General features: G+C 73.1%; 11 protein-coding genes and 1 pseudogene. 6 read left to right on the plus strand and 6 right to left on the minus strand.

All coding sequences use genetic code 11. The features are described 5' to 3' along the window. Positions 1–30: 30 nt before the first annotated feature. The 4 genes from ACLFMI_RS13440 to ACLFMI_RS13455 form a co-directional block, all read right to left on the minus strand. Positions 31–1,491: a phosphotransferase family protein gene (locus ACLFMI_RS13440; protein ID WP_410948168.1), complete on the minus strand. Its 1,461-nt coding sequence runs from the start codon at positions 1,489–1,491 to the stop codon at positions 31–33. A 22-nt stretch (positions 1,492–1,513) separates the two neighbouring features. Next, positions 1,514–2,149 (minus strand): TetR/AcrR family transcriptional regulator, encoded by a 636-nt coding sequence (locus tag ACLFMI_RS13445; RefSeq protein ID WP_410948169.1) that lies wholly within the window; start codon positions 2,147–2,149, stop codon positions 1,514–1,516. 63 nt (positions 2,150–2,212) lie between these two features. Then, positions 2,213–3,151, minus strand: coding sequence for a cyclase family protein (locus tag ACLFMI_RS13450; RefSeq protein ID WP_410948170.1), 939 nt, complete (start codon positions 3,149–3,151; stop codon positions 2,213–2,215). Continuing rightward, positions 3,148–4,407, minus strand: coding sequence for an acyl-CoA dehydrogenase family protein (locus ACLFMI_RS13455; protein WP_410948171.1), 1,260 nt, complete (start codon positions 4,405–4,407; stop codon positions 3,148–3,150). Before ACLFMI_RS13455 ends, ACLFMI_RS13450 begins: the two co-directional genes overlap by 4 nt. A 78-nt stretch (positions 4,408–4,485) precedes the next feature. Between ACLFMI_RS13455 and ACLFMI_RS13460 the strand changes: the two genes are divergently transcribed. The 5 genes from ACLFMI_RS13460 to ACLFMI_RS13480 all read left to right on the plus strand — a co-directional run bounded on the left by ACLFMI_RS13460 (position 4,486) and on the right by ACLFMI_RS13480 (position 9,659). Then, positions 4,486–5,478, plus strand: a complete 993-nt coding sequence (locus ACLFMI_RS13460; RefSeq protein ID WP_410948172.1) for an NADPH:quinone oxidoreductase family protein — start codon at positions 4,486–4,488, stop codon at positions 5,476–5,478. A 61-nt stretch (positions 5,479–5,539) separates the two neighbouring features. Then, the gene (locus ACLFMI_RS13465) at positions 5,540–6,328 is read left to right on the plus strand and encodes an enoyl-CoA hydratase/isomerase family protein (RefSeq protein WP_410948173.1); all 789 of its coding nucleotides are present in this window, start codon (positions 5,540–5,542) and stop codon (positions 6,326–6,328) included. 53 nt (positions 6,329–6,381) lie between these two features. Beyond that, the gene (locus ACLFMI_RS13470; RefSeq protein ID WP_410948174.1) at positions 6,382–7,218 is read left to right on the plus strand and encodes a crotonase/enoyl-CoA hydratase family protein; all 837 of its coding nucleotides are present in this window, start codon (positions 6,382–6,384) and stop codon (positions 7,216–7,218) included. After that, positions 7,215–8,831 (plus strand): long-chain-fatty-acid--CoA ligase, encoded by a 1,617-nt coding sequence (locus ACLFMI_RS13475; protein WP_410948175.1) that lies wholly within the window; start codon positions 7,215–7,217, stop codon positions 8,829–8,831. Before ACLFMI_RS13470 ends, ACLFMI_RS13475 begins: the two co-directional genes overlap by 4 nt. Positions 8,832–8,888: 57 nt before the next feature. Beyond that, entirely contained in the window at positions 8,889–9,659 is a 771-nt protein-coding gene (locus ACLFMI_RS13480; RefSeq protein ID WP_410948176.1) for an SDR family NAD(P)-dependent oxidoreductase, read from the plus strand. A gap of 34 nt (positions 9,660–9,693) precedes the next feature. On the opposite strand, the gene ACLFMI_RS13485 is transcribed toward ACLFMI_RS13480, so the two are convergent. Then, complete coding sequence (locus ACLFMI_RS13485) at positions 9,694–10,515, minus strand: acyl-CoA thioesterase (protein WP_410948177.1); 822 nt, start codon at positions 10,513–10,515, stop codon at positions 9,694–9,696. Between the two features lie 17 nt (positions 10,516–10,532). Next, the gene (locus ACLFMI_RS13490) at positions 10,533–11,543 is read right to left on the minus strand and encodes an NAD(P)H-dependent flavin oxidoreductase (RefSeq protein ID WP_410948178.1); all 1,011 of its coding nucleotides are present in this window, start codon (positions 11,541–11,543) and stop codon (positions 10,533–10,535) included. 214 nt (positions 11,544–11,757) lie between these two features. Here ACLFMI_RS13490 and glgB point away from each other — a divergent pair. Then, a pseudogene (glgB, locus tag ACLFMI_RS13495) lies at positions 11,758–13,983 on the plus strand (1,4-alpha-glucan branching protein GlgB); the annotation flags it as partial. Positions 13,984–14,383 lie beyond the last annotated feature (400 nt).

A 14,383-nucleotide genomic window follows, 5' to 3' on the forward strand; every position in this document is an offset into this window, starting at 1 on the left:
GTCTCGCGCGGGTGTGGCGGAGACCCCGGCTCAGCCGGGGTGGTCCAGGTAGCGGGGGTTGGCCACGGTGAGCCGGTCGGTCACCGCGGCCCGGACGGCGGCGAGCAGTGCCGGGTCGTCCGCGTCGAGCACGCCGGCGCGGATCGCCGCGGCCAGGCCCGCCTGGTCGCCCCGGGCGAACGCGGCGAGCCGCTCGCCGTGCCGCCGCTCCAGCTCGGGGCCGAGCAGCAGCTCGCGCTCGACGCCGTCGAGGGTGTTGGCACCGACACGGGCCAGGAAGTTCAGCCGCCCCTCGGTGGCGGTCATGACGTCCTCGCGCAGGAACATCGCGACGGCGGCGACGAGCTCGGCTGCGGTGGGCCGCCCGTGCAGGTCCGAGCCGGGCGCCGGGTCCGGGGTGTCCACCGGGTCGGCGGGCAGGCCCAGCGCGAGCAGCACGTCGTGTTCCTGCTCGCACACCCGTCGGCCGACCGCGGCGAGCTCCATCGACGGCGTCTGCCCGGACAGGTGCCGCTCGGCCATGCCCCGGCAGCCGACCGCCCAGCGGGCGGTGCCGTAGATCTGCCACCAGCGCACGGCCTCCGGGTCGGGGCGGTGCCCGGCGACTTCGGCGTAGCCCTCGAGCAGCTGGTCCACGGTGCCGAACCCGCCGGCCGGCAGCGGCGACCCGAAGCGCCAGCACTTCACGCACAGCCACCCGAGGTCCTCGCGCGGGTCACCGCGGTGCACGACCTCCCAGTCGAGCACCGACCGCAGCCCGGTCGGGTCGATGATCAGGTTGCCGGTGCGGAAGTCGCCGTGCACGAGCGTCTCGGGCACCGGGTCGGGCCGGTGCCGCTCGAGCCACGTCAGCGCGATCTCGATCGTCGGCAGCGGCTCGCCGAGCTCGTCGTAGGTCGCGCGCAGCTCCTCGAGCGGGTCGGTGGCGACCGGCTCCGGAAGCGTCCCGACCGGGACGGTGTGGATCCGGGCGAGGGTGCGGCCGAGCTCCGCGGCCATGTCCTCACGCGCCGCGGCGTACTCCGGATCGCGCAGCAGACGCCGGGCGATCGTCTCGCCGTCGACGTGTTCGGTGATCAGGTACGGCGCGCCGAGCGTGGCCGCGTCGGTGCCGCTGTCGAGCAGCCGCGGCACCGGCACCCCGGCGCCGTCCGCGCCGGCGATGGCGGCAGCCTCCCGGGCCATCCCGTCCGGACGGCCGGCGCCCGGTGGGTCGCGCCGCAGCACGAGCCGGCGCTCGGGCCCCGCTGCCGGGTGTGCGGTGAACGACCAGGTCTCCCGGCTTGCCCCGCCGGTGAGCCGGGTGGCGGCGGGCACCGAGACCTCGGTGCCCAGCACGGCGGTGAGCCGCCGGCCCAGCAGGCGGGCCAGCGCGGCGGGGTCGGCGGCGTCGGCCGGGTGGCCGTCGAGCACGGGGCCGGGCCGTGTCGGGTCGGGCTGTGTCGGGTCGGGCTGCGTCGGGCCGGACCGCGCACCGGACCGCATGGTCATCGTCTGCCACCCCTTCCGGGCGTCACCGCTCCTGCGCGCCCACCATGTCCAGGGCGAGCTGCTGGTAGCGACCGACGACCTCGGTGCGGCTCAGCCGGCCCTGCGGGGAGTACCAGCCGGCCACCCCGGTGCACATCACCACGATCGCCCGGGCGGCCTCCTCCGGCAGCGGTGTACCGAACACGCCGGCCGCCACCCCGTCGGCGACCACGCCGTCGAACATCCGCTGCTGTTCCTGACGCTTGGCGCGGTGCGGGCCCCGCACCGGCTCCTCCAGGGCCCGCAGCTCGCTGGTACCCAGCAGCGTGCCGCGCTGGTCCTCCAGGTGGAACAGCACCTGGGTCTCGACCAGGGCCCGCAGCCGGTCCGCCGGGTGCGGGCCCGCGGCGTCCACGGCGGCCCGGGTGCGCTCCAGCAGCGCCTCGACCCCCCGCTCCATGATCGTCACGAGAACCTGCTGTTTCGAGGGGAAGTGGTGGTAGAGGGCCGCCGGGCTCACCCCGGCCCGCACCGCGATGTCCCGCACCGACGTCCCGTGGTAGCCGTGCTCGGCCATCACCGCGACCGCCGCGTCCAGGATGCCCGCCTCCCCCGGCGGCGTCGCGCGGGTCGTCACCGCTCGCTCGGCGGCGGCCCATGGCCGGCTCGGACTCGCCACGCGGCCACCTCCTGTCGGCACCCGGTCGGAACGGATCCGTCAGATTACCCGCACGTCGCGGCATCACTTGATGGCCAGCGGATTGATCGGCGACCCGAGCGCCCGCCGGAACTTGATCGGCGGCGCGGCGAGGAAGAACTCGTAGCGCCCGTCCGCCGCGCAGTCCTCGGCGAGCTCCTCGAGGTCGAGCATCTCGCCCAGCGTCATGCCCATGTCCCGGATCAGGACCATGTGCACCGGCAGCGTCTCGCCCGCCACCTCGCCCGGCAGCACCTCGACCGCCCAGTTGTCCGAGCAGACCGCCGCGACGTCGCGGGCGTGCAGCCACTCGCAGCAGGCGAGACCCAGGCCCGGCTCCCCCGCCATGAACGACGCCGCGTCGCCGTCGGCGAGGAACTTGCGCCGCCAGCCGGTGCGCACCGCGACGACGTCACCGGCGCGCACCTCGGTGCCCTGGGCGGCGAGCGCCGCGTCCAGCTCGTCCGGGGTGATCGCCTCGCCGGCCTCGAGCCAGTCGACACCGCGGTGCCGGGCGACGTCGATGAGCACGCTGCGCCCGGCGATCCCCTTGGCCTGGTGCTCGATGGAGAGGTGCTTGACGCCGTGCGGGGTGATGTCCGAGGCGGGGAAGCCGTTGTAGAGCTGCTCGTCGTAGTAGACGTGGGCCAGACCGTCCCACTGGGTCGCGCTCTGCAGCGGCATGAACACGTAGTCGTCGGCGTAGTGGAACGCCCCGGGGAAGTGCTCCTGGTCGGCGCCCGTCTCGGACAGCAGCAGCACCGGGTTGATCCGGCCACCGCCCGGCTGCGGACCCCCCGGACCGAACGGGATGCCCAGGTCGAACACCGCTCCGGTACGGATCAGCCCGGCCGCGGCGACGATCCGCTCGGGCGTGAGCAGGTTGGTGGTGCCACGCTCGTCGCGGTCGTCGCCGGAGTCCCAGCGGCCCCAGTTCGACAGTCTCGCGCCGAGCGCGCGGAAGTCCGTGCCGTCGTCGGTCATCGGCGCTCCTTGTCCGGGCCCGCGAACCGGAACAGATAGCCCGCGACCTTGCGCATCTGGATCTCCTCGGAGCCCTCGGTGATGCGGTAGCGGCGGTGGTGGCGGTAGATGTGCTCGAACGGCGTGTGCCGGGTGTAGCCGAGGCCGCCGTGCACCTGCATGGCCCGGTCGGCCGCGTCGCAGACGAACCGGTTGGCCCGGTAGTTGCACATCGAGACCCGGTCGCTGATCTCCATGTGCGGCACCCGGTCGAGCTCCCACGCGGTCTTGCGGACCAGTCCGCGCAGCATCTCGGCCTCGGTCTGCAGCTCCACCAGGGGCCACTGGATCGCCTGCTGCGTCGCGAGCGCCTTGCCGAACGTCTCGCGTTCGCGGGCGTAGTCCACGCTGCGGTCGATGCAGAACTGACCGGCCCCGACTCCGGAGGCGGCCTGCCGGATCCGGTTCTCGTGCACGAACGTCTGGGCGACGGCCAGCCCCTGACCCTCCTCGCCGAAGATCGCCGAGTCGGGCACCCGGACGTCGCGGATGGTGACCTCGGCGTGGTCGGTGGGCATGTTGAACGTCCACCAGTGGAAGTCCACCGAGAAGCCGGGGGCCTCGGTCGGGACGAAGAACGCGGTGATTCCGCGGGCGTCGCCCGGCTCGCCCGAGGTGCGGGCGAACACCACGTCGTGGGTGGCCGAGTGCATGCCGGAGTTGAACCGCTTGGCCCCGTTGAGGACCCAGTCGTCGCCGTCGCGGACGGCGGTGGTCTCCATCCAGGTGGCGTCGCTGCCGTGCTCGGGTTCGGTGAGCCCGAACCCGACCCGCTTGGTGCGGGACAGCATCGGCTCGAGGAACTCCTCGCGCTGCTCGGCGGTGCCGTACTCCAGCATCATGTGCACGAACGGGAAGTTCCCGACGACCGACGACTCGTTCTGCAGGTCGTTGTGCAGGCCGAGTCCCTTGCGGGCCAGGTGCTCGCGGATCACCGCCATGTCCAGGTTGGACCCATCGGAGCCGCCGACCTCGGACGGCAGCCCGTACCGCAGCCAGCCGGCGGCGTCGGCGCGCCGGAACATCTCGCCGAGCAGCTCCTCCCACTCCCGACGCGGCACCCCGCCGTGCTCGAAGTCGGTGCGGGCGTACTCGCGGCGGTGGTCGAAGAAGCGCTGGTTGTCGTCCTGTTCCTGCAGCGGCAGGATCTCCCGATCGACGAAGTCGTCGAGCTCGGCGAGCCGGCGGGTCAGCTCCTCGGGGAGCGCGAAGTCCACGGTGACCTCCTTAACGATCGTTCAGCCAGCATGGCATCGTGGTGGCGACGATGAAAGAGGAAAGAAGGGGTGGGACGCGTGCGGGCAGCTCAGGTCGAGCGGCTGGACGGGCCGGAGGCGGTCGAGGTCGGCGAGGTCCCCGACCCGGTCCGGGGCGAGGGCGAGGTGCTCGTGCAGGTGCGAGCTGCGGGCATCAACTTCCCCGATCTCCTGCTCACCCAGGACCGCTACCAGTACAAGCCGGAGGTCCCGTTCGTCCTGGGCGGCGAGTTCGCCGGTCTCGTGCGGGAGGCCCCCGCGGACTCGGAGTTCTCCCCCGGCGACCGGGTGGCCGGGTCGAGCACCATCGGGGCCTTCGCGGAACTCGTGACGGCACCGGCGTCGAGCGTGTTCCCGCTGCCGCCGTCGATCGGGTTCGACGCCGCCGCGTGCGTTCCCATGAACTACCTGACGATGACGTTCGCCCTGATCACCCGGGGCGGGCTCCGCGCGGGCGAGACGGTGCTCGTCCACGGCGCAGCGGGCGGCATCGGGACCGCGACCATCCAGCTCGCCGCCGCCCTCGATGCCCGGGTCGTCTCGGTGGTCTCCACGCCGGAGAAGGCGGAGTTCGTGCGCTCGGTGGGCTCGCACGAGGCCGTGCTCGCCGACGGCTTCAAGGACGCGGTTCGTGAGCTCACCGGCGGCGCGGGCGTCGACATGGTGGTCGACCCCGTCGGCGGCGATCGCCTCACCGACTCGCTGCGCTGCCTCGCCCCGCTCGGCCGGCTGCTGGTCCTCGGGTTCACCGCGGGCGACATCCCGAGCGTGCGGGTGAACCGCCTGCTGCTGAACAACATCGACGTGCGCGGCGTCGGCTGGGGCGCATACGCCGGCCCCCGGCCGGGATACCTGCGCCAGGAGTGGGACCGGCTGCTGCCGTTCGTGTCGTCCGGGGCGGTCGCGCCACCGGTCACGGCCACCTACCCGCTCGAAGAGGCGGGCGCGGCCGTCGCCCGGCTGGGAGAGCGGAGCGTGCTCGGGAAGGTCGTCGTCACGCCGTCGCCCACATCAGCGGCGCCACGGCACTAGTCAACTTAACGATCGTTCACCTAGCATCGTGGCGTCCCGCGGCGTGGCAGGAGGGCGGCCGATGCACGAGATCCGCTACGAGGTGACCGACGGCGTCGCCACCCTGACCATCGACCGGCCGGACAAGCGCGGCGCGATGACCTACGCGATGCTCGACGAGTTCACCGAGCGCGTCGAGCAGGCGGGTGCCGATGACGCGGTGCGCGTCCTGCTGGTCACCGGCACGCCGGGCAGCTTCTGCGCCGGCATCGACCTCGCCGACCTGGCGAGCCGCGACCCGGACGAACGGGGACGTGACGTCGATGGCGGCGCCGGCGACCGTCGCGGCGGTGTGCCGCTGCTCGTCGGCTGCCCGAAGCCGGTCGTCGCGGGCGTCGACGGGATGGCGGTCGGCATGGGCGCCGAGTTCGCCACCCAGGCCGACCTGCGCATCGTCTCGACCCGGGCCCGGTTCCGCTGGAACTTCACCCACCGCGGCCTGGTGTCCGACACCGGCGCCGGCACCTGGCTGCTGCCGCGCCAGATCGGCACCGGCCCCGCGCTGCGGCTGCTCTACACCGGCGAGGACCTCGACGCCGACCGGGCACTGGCCCTCGGCTTCGCCACCGAGGTCGTCGCCCCCGACGAGCTGCCGGCCGCCGCCGACCGGCTCGCCCGCACGATCGCGGCGGCGTCGCCGTTCGCGCTGGCGCGCACCAAGAAGCTCGTGCAGGGAGGCGCGGGCACGGACCTGCAGTCGCACGTGGGCACCACGCGGGTCGCCCTGGCGGAGTGCTTCGCCTCCGCCGACCACGCGGAGGGGGTGGCCGCGTTCCTGGAGAAACGACCCGCCCGGTTCACCGGCCGGTGAGCGCCGGCGCGACCGACCCTGCCGAGCGAACCGACCCCGAGACGAGGATCGACATGAGCGAGCAGAACGGCAGCGACACGCAGCGCGGCGAACGCGTGCGGGTCACCGTCTCCGACGGGGTCGCCGACGTCCGGCTGTCCCGCCCGGACAAGCGCAACGCGCTGGACCCGGCCATGTTCGCGGGCCTGGTCACCACCGGCGAGCGGCTGCGCGACGACCCGGCGGTGCGCGTGGTCGTGCTCTCCGGGGAGGGCCCGGACTTCTGCGCCGGTCTCGACTTCGGCTCGTTCCAGGCCATGGCGTCCGGAGAACGGCTCTCGGCAACCGCACAGCTGCCGCCCTCGGACGGGCCGGCACAGGCCGCCGGCCAGCGAGCGGCCTACGTCTGGGCGGAGCTGGGAGTGCCGGTGATCGCCGCGGTGCGCGGCAACGCGCTCGGCGGTGGCCTCCAGGTCGCGCTGGGGGCCGACATCCGCATCGTCGCCCCGGACGCCCGGCTCTCGGTGATGGAGGTCGTGTGGGGGCTGATCCCGGACATGACCGGCACCCAGGTGCTGCCCGAGCTCGTCGGGCGCGACGTCGCGAAGGAGCTCACCCTCACCGGCCGCACCATCGACGGCACCGAGGCGGCGCGGATCGGCCTCGCCACCCGGACCGACGACGACCCGCTCGCCGCCGCGTTCGCGCTGGCCCGCGAGATCGCCGGGCGCAACCCGCACGCGGTGCGCGCGGCGAAGCGGCTGCTGGACCAGGCCGGGCGGGTCGATCTCGCGACCGGGTTCGCGGCCGAGCAGGTCGAGATCGGCGCGCTGATCGGGAGCCCGAACCAGGTGGAGGCGGTGACGGCGAACTTCGCCAAGCGGGCCCCGGTGTTCGAGGAGGCGCCGTGAGCGACGACAGGACCATGAACGACGAGAGAGCCATGAACGACGAGGGAGCCGTGAACGACGAGGGAGCCACCGCGCTCGCCGCGGCCCGGCGCATGTCGCACGGCGAGCAGCTCGCCCGCCAGGCCCGGCTGCGTCCGGAGGCGCTCGCATTCCAGTTCGGGGGCGAGCGGCGCAGCTACGCCGAGCTGGACGAGCGCGTGACCCGCCTGGCCCGGGCGCTGGCCGACCGCGGTGTGCGCCGTGGCGACCGGGTCGCAGTGCTCATGCAGAACTGCCTGGAGCTGGTCGAGGCCTACCTCGCCGCGTGCCGGCTCGGCGCGATCGCGGTGCCGGTGAACTTCCGGCTGGTCGCCGACGAGGTCGCCTTCATCCTCGCCGACGCCGACGCCGCCGCGCTGGTCGTCGACGCCGACCTGGCGGCGACCGCTGCAGCGGCCCGAGGCGCGGCACCGGACCTCCGCGCGGTGCTCGCGACCGGCGGCGCGGAAGCGACCCCGGACCTCGGCGCCGAGTCCTACGAGGACGCTCTCGCCGGCGCGGACCCGACCCCGCTCGTGATCGACGTGCCCGAGGACGACCCGGCGTTCCTCATGTACACCTCGGGCACCACCGGGCGACCCAAGGGTGCGGTGCTCACCCACCACAACCTGGTGAACAACAGCGTCAACGTCGCGCTCACCCAGGGCATCAAGGACCCGGACGAGGTGTGGCTCTCGGGCCTGCCGCTGTTCCACATCGGCGGGCTCAACGGCATCCTGTTCCACCTGCTCGTCGGCGGCCGTTCCATCATCACCCGCTCCGGCGGCTTCGACGCGGCCGAGATCGTGGACCTGATGGAGCGCGAACGCGTCACCGGGTGCTACTTCGTGCCGACCCAGTGGAAGGCGATCTGCGAGCTGCCCGGCATCGGGGACCGGGACCTCCCGCTGCGCCGGATGTCGTGGGGCGCGTCGGTGGCACCGCCGTCGGTGCTGCAGGCGATGGCCGACACGTTCGGCGAGGTGCCGAACTACAACATGTTCGGCCAGACCGAGATGAGCTCGGTGACCTGCGTGCTGCGCGGCGAGGACGCGGTCGCCAAGATGGGCTCGGTCGGCACGCCGATCATCAACGTGGAGGCGCGGATCGTCGACGAGCAGATGCGTGACGTCCCGCGCGGCGAGGTCGGCGAGATCGTCTACCGCGGGCCGACGGTCATGCGGGAGTACTGGCGCAACCCGGAGGCCACCGCGGCCGCGTTCGCCGGCGGCTGGTTCCACTCGGGCGACCTGTGCGTGATGGACCCGGACGGCTTCATCACGGTCGTCGACCGGCTCAAGGACATGATCGTCTCCGGTGGGGAGAACATCTACTGCGCCGAGGTGGAGGCCGCGATCGACGCCCACCCCAAGGTCTCCGACGTCGCCGTGGTGGGCGTGCCGCACGAGCGGTGGGTGGAGACCCCCTGCGCGGTGGTCGTCCCCGCCGACCCGGCCGACCCGCCGATCTTCGAGGAGATCGTGGAGCACTGCCGCACCCGGCTGGCGTCGTACAAGAAGCCGACGTCGCTGCAGGTCGTCGACGCGCTGCCGCGCACGGCGTCGGGGAAGGTGCAGAAGTTCAAGCTCAGATGAGCAGACGGCGACCGGAACAAGACCGACGGAGAAGCAGGAACAGGTAAGGAGTAGCCCGTGGACATCACAGGCGCATCGGCGATCGTGACCGGTGGCGCGTCGGGCCTCGGCGAGGCCACGTCGCGGCTGCTGGCCCAGCGTGGCGCCAAGGTCGTCGTGCTCGACCTGCAGGAGGAGAAGGGCGAGAAGCTCGCAGCCGAGCTCGGCGGGACGTTCGCCAAGGCGGACGTCACCGACCAGGAGCAGGTCAGCGCCGCGGTCGACGCCGCGTCGGAGCTCGGGCCGCTGCGGCTTCTCGTGAACAGCGCCGGGCTCGGCCGCGCAGCCCGCATCATCGGCCGTGACCTGTCCCCTGCCTCCCTCGATGACTTCGAGTTCGTGCTCCGGGTCAACCTCGTGGGAACCTACAACTGCGCGCGACTGGCCGCGTCGGCGATGGCAGCGACCGATCCGCTCGCCGACGGCACCTCTCGCGGCGCGATCCTGAACACCGCGTCCGCCGCCGCCTTCGACGGTCAGATCGGCCAGACCTCGTACTCGGCATCGAAGGGCGGCGTCGTCGGCATGACCCTGCCGATGGCCCGCGACCTGTCCCGCCACGGCATCCGGGTCAACACGATCGCACCGGGCCTGATCGACACCCCGATCTATGGCTCCGGCGAGCAGGCCGATGCGTTCAAGGCGAAGCTCGGGGAGAGCGTCGTGTACCCGAACCGGCTCGGCACGGCCGAGGAGTTCGCGTCGATGGCGGTCGAGGTGCTGACCAACGACTACGCGAACGGCGAGACGATCCGGCTCGACGGTGCGATCCGCATGCCCCCGAAGTGACGAGGCTCCGCTCGAGGCCCGCGCCGTCACGACGTCACCCCGTCGCGGCTCGCGGACCGCGCCGCCTCCTGCGGAACAGCGACTCCTGGGCGATGCTCGCCCGCAGCACACCGTCCGGCGTGGACAGCGATCCCGTGTACCAGCCGCGCCCGCCGCCGGTGGAGCGGCCGACCAGGTCCATCAGCATCCAGCGGTCGATCCGGGCCGGCCGGTGGAACCACAGCGCGTGGTCGAGGCTCGCGCTCGGTTCGTAGCCCTCGGTCATCAGCGGCAGCAGCCCGGTCATGATGTCCGACAGGTAGGTCAGCACGGCCGCGTGCATCAGGTCGTCGTCGGGCAGCGCCTCGGTGCAGCGGGCCCAGAACCGGGTCGGCAAGCGGCCCCCGTTTGGCTGCGGCGGCTGCCGACCCTCGAACCCGAGCAGCCGGGGCGGCTCGAACGGCTCCGACTCCTCCGGCGCTGCAACGTCGGGGACGGGATCGACCTGCTGGTCCAGGCCGTCCTCCGGCGTCTGGAACGACGCCGACAGGCTGAACACGACCTCACCAGCCTGCTCGGCCACCACGCGGCGGGTGGAGAACGAGCGCCCGTCGCGGTCCCGCTCGACGCGCAGCAGGGTGGGACGAGCGGTGTCGCCGCTGCGCAGGAAGTAGCCGTGCATCGAGTGCGGCGGACGGCCGTCGGGCACCGTCCGTGCGGCAGCCAGCAACGCCTGCGCGGCGACCTGGCCACCGTAGAGCGGGTACCGCTCGTCGAACACGGTCGGAGCCCGAAAGCCGTCCCGCCCGACCGGTTCGAGGTCGAGCAGTTCGAGCAGCGAGACGTCGGCCGGGGCGGGGAGCGGGTGGGCGGGCATCGGGTACGTGGAAACGATCAGCTCGCAGCCGCCGGGACGGGTGCGGGGGCGGGGGCGGGGGCGAGCGCGCCGCCGAGCCGGTCCCGGATGATCCCGGCCGCCTCCTCGACGATCCGGGTGACCAGCTCGTCGCAGGTCGGGACGTCGCGGATGAGGCCCTGCACCATCCCGGCGGACCAGATGCCGGCGTCGAGGTCCCCGGTCTCGTAGACGCCGACGCCGCGCGAGCCCGCGACGAGCTCGCGGATGTTCTCGAAGTCCGCGCCGTCGTTCAGCCGGGCCACGACCTCGCGACTCACCGCGTTGTCGGCCACCCGGGCCGTGTTGCGCAGCTGCCGGAAGATCAGCTGGGTGTCGCGCTCACCGGCCTCGACCAGCCGGTCCTTCACGCGTCGATGGATGCCGGACTCGACGGTCGCCATGAACCGGGTGCCCATGTTGATCCCGTCCGCGCCGAGGGCGAGCGCCGCGACCAGCCCGCGGGCGTCGGCGAACCCGCCGGAGGCGATCATCGGGATAGAGAGCCGATCGGCCGCGGCCGGGATCAGGACCAGGCCGGGGGTGTCGTCCTCACCGGGGTGGCCGGCGCACTCGAAGCCGTCGATACTGACCGCGTCGACACCGATCGACTCGGCCTTGACCGCGTGCCGCACGCTCGTGCACTTGTGGATCACCTTGATCCCGTGCGCGTGGAAGTGCTCCAGGTGCTCGGTCGGGTTCGACCCGGCCGTCTCCACGATCGGCACGCCGGCGTCGATGATCGCCTGCCGGTACTCGGCGTACGGCGGCGGGTCGATCGCCGGCAGGATCGTCAGGTTCACCCCGAACGGCCGGTCGGTGAGCTCGCGGCAGCGTGCGATCTCCTTCGTCAGCTCCTCCGGCGTCGGCTGGGTCAGCGCGGTGATGAAGCCGAGGGCGCCGGCGTTCGCCACCGCGGCCACCAGCGGGGCCCGGCCCACCCACTGCATGCCGCCCTGGATGACCGGGTGGTCGATGCCGAACTCCTCGGTGAACCGGGTCCTGATCACGCGCACTCCCAACTTAACGACCGTTCAGAAGCCGAACATCACCGATCACCGCCACTGCCGTCAACACGTCGTCCCGGCCACGGCTCGCCGGCCCGGCACCGGACGGTCGCCACGACGGCCCGCGGACCGCGCGTCGGGGGCTCCGGATGCGATCCGACAACGGTCCTCCCACCGCGGTCGGCGAGCGTCGGTCGCCCGCAGTACGGTTCCGCAGGTGACATCCGAGGAGACCCGCGCGATCGACGCTCACGCCCCGGACCAGGCGACGACCGACCGACTCCTGGGCGGCGCCCACCACGACCCGCACGCGGTGCTCGGCGCCCACGCGCACGCCGACGGCACGCTGATCCGGGTGCTGCGCCCGGACGCCCGAACGGTGTCGGTGCTGCCCAACGGCGAGCGCGCACTGGCCCACGAGCTGACCCGGGTGCACGACTCCGGGCTGTTCTCCGGCGTCGTCCCCGGGTCGGGCGGCGACTACCGGCTGCTCGTCGGCTCCGGCCCGGACGACGCCCCCGAGGAGCGGGTCGTCGACGACCCGTACCGCTGGTTGCCGACGCTCGGCACCCTGGACCTGCACCTGATCGGCGAGGGCCGCCACGAGCGGCTCTGGGACGCGCTGGGCGCGCACATCCGCCACTACGACACGGCGTCCGGCCCGGTGACCGGCACCAGCTTCGCGGTGTGGGCGCCGAACGCCCGCGGCGTGCGCGTCACCGGCGACGTCGACGGCTGGGCCGGCTGGGCGCTGCCGATGCGGTCGCTGGGCACCTCCGGCATCTGGGAGATCTTCCTGCCGGACGTCGGCGTCGGCGCCCGGTACAAGTTCCGCGTCCTGGGGCCGGACGGGCGCTGGCGGGACAAGGCGGACCCGATGGCGTTCGCCACCGAGATCCCGCCGCAGACCGCCTCGGTGGTGACCGCACCGGTGCACGAGTGGGGTGACCACGAGTGGATGGCCGCCCGCGCCACGAGCTCCCCGCACGCGGAGCCGATGAGCGTCTACGAGATGCACCTCGGGTCGTGGGTCCCGGGCCTGGACTACCGGGAGATCGCCGAGCGGCTGGTCGCCTACCTGGACGGGACCGGATTCACCCACGTCGAGCTGCTGCCGGTGGCCGAGTACCCGTTCGGCGGGTCCTGGGGCTACCAGGTGACCTCGTACTACGCACCGACCGCGCGGTACGGCACCCCGGACGACTTCCGGTACTTCGTCGACCGGCTGCACCGGGCCGGGTACGGCGTGCTCGTCGACTGGGTGCCCGCGCACTTCCCGCGCGACGAGTGGGCGCTGGCCCGGTTCGACGGCACCGCCTGCTACGAGCACGCCGACCCGCGCCGCGGCGAGCAGCCGGACTGGGGCACGCTGGTCTTCGACTTCGGCCGCAACGAGGTGCGCAACTTCCTCGTCGCGAACGCGCTCTACTGGCTGGAGTCGTTCCACATCGACGGCCTGCGGGTGGATGCCGTCGCCTCGATGCTCTACCTGGACTACTCCCGCGCCGACGGCCAGTGGCTGCCGAACGTGCACGGCGGCCGGGAGAACCTGGACGCGGTGGCGTTCCTGCAGGAGATGAACGCGACCGTCTACCGGGAGCACCCGGGCGTCGTGACGATCGCCGAGGAGTCCACCGCCTGGCCCGGCGTCACCCGGCCCACCTACATGGGCGGCCTCGGTTTCGGGCTCAAGTGGAACATGGGCTGGATGCACGACACGCTCGACTACCTCGCGCACGACCCCGTGCACCGCAGCTACCACCACAACCAGATGACGTTCTCGCTGATGTACGCGTTCAGCGAGAACTACGTGCTGCCGATCAGCCATGACGAGGTCGTGCACGGCAAGGGGTCACTGTGGACCCGGATGCCCGGCGACGACTGGAACAAGGCCGCCGGGGTCCGCGCGCTGCTGGCCTACATGTGGGCGCACCCGGGCAAGCAGCTGCTGTTCATGGGCGGCGAGTTCGGCCAGCCGCGCGAGTGGTCCGAGCAGCGCTCGCTGGACTGGCACCTGCAGCAGGCCGACCCGCTGCACGGGGGCATCACCACGCTGCTCGGCGACCTGAACCGGATCTACCGGGAGCACCCGGCGCTGTGGTCGCGCGACACCACGCCGGACGGGTTCGCCTGGATCGACGCCAACGACGCCACCGGCAACGTGTTCTCGTTCCTGCGCTACGGCACCGACGACGACGGCCGGCCGACCGTCCTGGCCTGCGTCGCGAACTTCTCCGGCGCGCCGCGCGAGGACTACCGGGTCGGGCTGCCGTTCGCCGGCCCCTGGACCGAGCTGGTCAACACGGACGCGACCGGGTACGGCGGCTCGGGGGTCGGGAACCTGGGCCGGGTGCGGGGCGAGCAGTACATGTGGCACGGCCAGCCGGCGTCGGCGGTGCTGCGGCTGCCGCCGTCGGGCGTGCTCTGGCTGGTGCCCGAGGAGACCGGCGGGCCGGTGCTCGCCGCCACGGACACCGCCGCGGTCCCGGCGGCGTCGGTGCCGGCGCCGCTGCCGGCCGGGCAGCTCCCGGACGCCCCGGAGGACACCGACGTCGAGGCTCCCGCCACCCCGGACGACGGCTTCCGCGCCGCCGCCGGGGCCCCGGCCGACGACACCGACAGCGCCGTCGCCGACAGCGCCGTCACCGACAGGGCAGCCACCGACAGTGCCGTCACCGTGGGTCCGGCGCTGGTCGAGGGCGATCCGCCGCCCTCGACCAGCGCCTCCCCCGCTCCCGGGACGGTCGGTGTGCGGACGGTGCGCACCGGCTCGTTCGTCACCGGCACCTCCGGGCCCGGCACTTCGGAGACCGGCACCTCGGAGACCGGCACCGCCTCCAGCG

The sequence above is a fragment of the Pseudonocardia nantongensis genome, assembly GCF_046546495.1.
GTDB lineage: Bacteria > Actinomycetota > Actinomycetes > Mycobacteriales > Pseudonocardiaceae > Pseudonocardia > Pseudonocardia nantongensis.

What these genes read in the sequence shown, in the direction of transcription:
- ACLFMI_RS13440 (WP_410948168.1), bottom strand. Translation starts at nt 1,491, where the DNA reads ATGACCATGCGGTCCGGTGCGCGGTCCGGCCCGACGCAGCCCGACCCG.
- ACLFMI_RS13450 (WP_410948170.1), bottom strand. Translation starts at nt 3,151, where the DNA reads ATGACCGACGACGGCACGGACTTCCGCGCGCTCGGCGCGAGACTGTCG.
- ACLFMI_RS13465 (WP_410948173.1), top strand. Translation starts at nt 5,540, where the DNA reads ATGCACGAGATCCGCTACGAGGTGACCGACGGCGTCGCCACCCTGACC.
- ACLFMI_RS13470 (WP_410948174.1), top strand. Translation starts at nt 6,382, where the DNA reads ATGAGCGAGCAGAACGGCAGCGACACGCAGCGCGGCGAACGCGTGCGG.
- ACLFMI_RS13485 (WP_410948177.1), bottom strand. Translation starts at nt 10,515, where the DNA reads ATGCCCGCCCACCCGCTCCCCGCCCCGGCCGACGTCTCGCTGCTCGAA.